The following is a 3,101-nucleotide window of genomic DNA, read 5'->3' as shown; positions in this document are numbered from 1 at the left end:
TTTCGCTTCAGCCGCAGCGGCTTTCGCTTTTTGCGCTTCAGCATCGGCTTTGCGTTTTTCTTCAGCTACCCGCTTCAAACGTTGTTCTTCTGCTGTCCGGTTTTGCTCGGCCTGAGCCGCCCGTCGCTCCAGATCACGTATCCGCTTCTCTTCAGCCGCTTTGGCCGCATCGCGATCACGCTGCATCTGCTGCACGCGCTCGTTCAGTAACTTTTCGTCTACCGCCACCGCTTCAACCGGCGCCTGGCCTTCAGATTGCAAACTTACTGTCACCATCTCAGGTTTGCTGGAAAAATCAGTGCCAAATACCAGCACCACCAGTATAGCCAGATGTAAGCCAAGTGATTTTGCCAATGAAGGTTCTATTACCACAGCCATATCAATTCTATTCCAGGTTGTCTGTCATCAGGCCAACCGCCGGTGCGCCAGCGCCTTTGAGCACATTGATAAGGCGAATCACCGCATCGTAACTTACTTTTGCATCACCTTTTACGATCACCTGAGTACCAGGCTCGATAGTCAGCCAACTGGCAACTTCCACCGTCAGTTCAGCTGCCGTAAAAGGCCCTTGCTGTTTGCCATCTTTCTCAAAATAGTACAGACCATCCTGGTCAACTGTGGCTACCAGCGGTGTTTTACCATCCTGCATCTGCTTTATTGGCTCGGCAGCTGACTTTGGCAACTCTACTTTTACCCCTTGGGTAATAAGTGGCGTTGTCACCATAAAAATCACCAGCAAAACCAGCATAACGTCGATATAGGGCACCACGTTTATTTCGGCCTTTAACCGGCGTTTCTTACGTACATACATCAGGCAGCGTCTCCGTTATTCGATACGGCCTGACGGTGCAGAATGTTAGAAAACTCTTCAACAAAGTTGGCGTAACTGCTTTCCAATGACTCAACCTGATGCGAGAACTTGTTATATGCAATAACTGCCGGTATAGCCGCGAATAAGCCGATAGCTGTCGCAATCAGCGCTTCAGCGATACCCGGCGCAACCATAGACAACGTCGCCTGCTCTACCGCACCCAGTGCAATAAAGGAGTTCATAATGCCCCATACTGTACCAAACAAACCAATGTAAGGACTGATAGAACCCACGGTTGCCAGAAAGGGTAGATGCATCTCTAATCTTTCAACTTCGCGCGACAAGCCAACACGCATCGCGCGCTGTGTGCCTTCCATTACAGCGGCCGGTTGGCGGCTGTTGGTTTTATGTAACCTGGCGAACTCTTTGAAGCCTGATTTAAACAATGCTTCTAATCCGCTGTTGGCGGCACGTGCACTGACTTCGTTATACAACTTGGATAAATCCACACCAGACCAGAATTTATCTTCAAACTTTTTAGCATCAGCTACTGCATCACTTAATGCTTTACGACGGCGGAAAATAATAGTCCACGACATAACTGACATCGCGAGCAATATCAACATCACCAGTTGCACAACAAAACTGGCTTCAATTAACAAACTTAAAATAGATATCTCACCTGCCACGTAATAAACCCTCTGTCACCTCGGCCGGAATTGCCCTGGCCTTCATTTCCTGCAGCGAAATACAGGCCACTGTAATTTGCGCTGTGCAATTTAACTCGCCGGCGCTATTGTGTATTGTTTGCTGAAAAACCATACTAGCGCGTTTTAAGGTACTGATTTGACTAGATACCGTCAATAATTCATTAAATTTAGCCGCTTTTTTGTTATCCATTAAAACCTGAGTAACAACAAAAGCGACATTTTTTGACAATAAAAAATCCTGCTCAATACCCAAGGCACGCAACCATTCGGTGCGCGCTCTTTCAAAAAATTTTAAATAATTTGCATAGTAAACTATTCCTCCGGCGTCGGTATCTTCATAGTACACGCGCACTGGGAATGTAAAGACTGTTTCAGACATGATATTCGCTTTAATTGCTGCATATGATAAGTAACGCCGAACAACAACTCAATCATCTGTACAGATGAAACCCAACTATATTTTTCTGCGTCGCCTACTTGTATTTTTTATTAATTTCTGTCGACTGTTATTTCAACAGTAAGTTCCCGTATTTTGCACAGAATCGACTAATCCCCTTCCGCACAGGATAAACAGCAAACTCTGACCAAAACCTGACAAAAAGTAATGCTGCTCATAATCCCGATTGTACATTAACCTTGCATGAACAAAAGCCTGCAACGCTTGCCGCACCTGCAATTGAACATTTTTAATACAACCAGGCCGAATCATCGCATTAATTTTTCTAATACCTAAATAGTAGTTTTTCTCGTTTGAAGTAAATACTCCAAATCTCTATCATACGCATGTGTTCTGAGCTAGCGCAAAGAGGAAGCAAAGTTTTGCTGAGTCTTAGTAAGGATCACTGAGTAATGAAATTTGTGTTCAGACCAAATTTTGTTGCTGTTTCAACATGTTCCCTGGATTTTTTTGAAGCACTCCTTCAACTTGTTGCTGCCCGCTCCCTTGAGCGGGCTTTTTTTTATCCGCGTCCTGGCTCGGACTACAGCGTTGTTGCCTGCGTTAAAGCACAATGACTCACATAGCCTACTATGCTCGTATTGCACTTTAACTTGTCGCCTAGCTGTAGCACCATCCAGTTAGCGGATACATGCTTTCAACTTAGTCTGATTTTGGTAAGTCGAAACCAAAATGGGTGTAAGCGCGTGGTGCTGCGATGCGCCCGCGTGGTGTGCGCTGAATAAAGCCCTGCTGAATTAAAAACGGCTCTATCACATCTTCAATGGTATCTTTTTCTTCACCGATAGCGGCGGCTAAATTGTCCAGCCCTACCGGTCCGCCCATGAACTTTTCAATAATGGCCAGAATAAGTTTACGATCCATATAGTCAAAACCTTCGGCGTCGACATCTACCATTTGTAGCGCTGCCGCGGCAACATCAACGGTTACCACGCCGCCGGCTTTAACCTGCGCATAGTCACGCACCCGACGTAATAAGCGGTTGGCAATCCGAGGCGTGCCGCGTGAGCGGCGGGCAATTTCAGTAGCCCCGGCTTCATCAAGCTGTAAATTTAAGAAATTTGCCGAGCGCAGAATAATCTGCGTCAGCTCATCAACTTTATAAAACTCCAGCCGCTGCACT

The 3,101-nt window shown here is 46.1% G+C and carries 4 protein-coding genes and 1 pseudogene; all 5 read right to left on the bottom strand.

Annotated features, from left to right (window positions below):
* Positions 1–378, bottom strand: a pseudogene (locus VIN66_RS11470) (cell envelope integrity protein TolA); the annotation flags it as partial.
* 7 nt (positions 379–385) lie between these two features.
* Positions 386–811 carry a protein TolR gene (tolR, locus tag VIN66_RS11465; protein WP_134056421.1) on the bottom strand — a complete coding sequence of 142 codons (426 nt, stop codon included), beginning with the start codon at positions 809–811 and terminating at the stop codon, positions 386–388.
* Entirely contained in the window at positions 811–1,488 is a 678-nt protein-coding gene (gene tolQ, locus VIN66_RS11460) for a protein TolQ (protein WP_331924118.1), read from the bottom strand. Before tolQ ends, tolR begins: the two co-directional genes overlap by 1 nt.
* Position 1,489: 1 nt before the next feature.
* Positions 1,490–1,900, bottom strand: coding sequence for a tol-pal system-associated acyl-CoA thioesterase (ybgC, locus tag VIN66_RS11455; protein ID WP_134056425.1), 411 nt, complete (start codon positions 1,898–1,900; stop codon positions 1,490–1,492).
* 720 nt (positions 1,901–2,620) lie between these two features.
* A partial coding sequence (locus VIN66_RS11450; protein ID WP_331924116.1) for a Holliday junction DNA helicase RuvB C-terminal domain-containing protein occupies positions 2,621–3,101 on the bottom strand: 481 nt, incomplete at its 5' end.

The organism is Rheinheimera sp. (genome assembly GCF_036568245.1).
In the GTDB taxonomy this organism is placed as follows: domain Bacteria; phylum Pseudomonadota; class Gammaproteobacteria; order Enterobacterales; family Alteromonadaceae; genus Alishewanella.
This window is presented reverse-complemented; position numbering and strand designations above follow the sequence as displayed.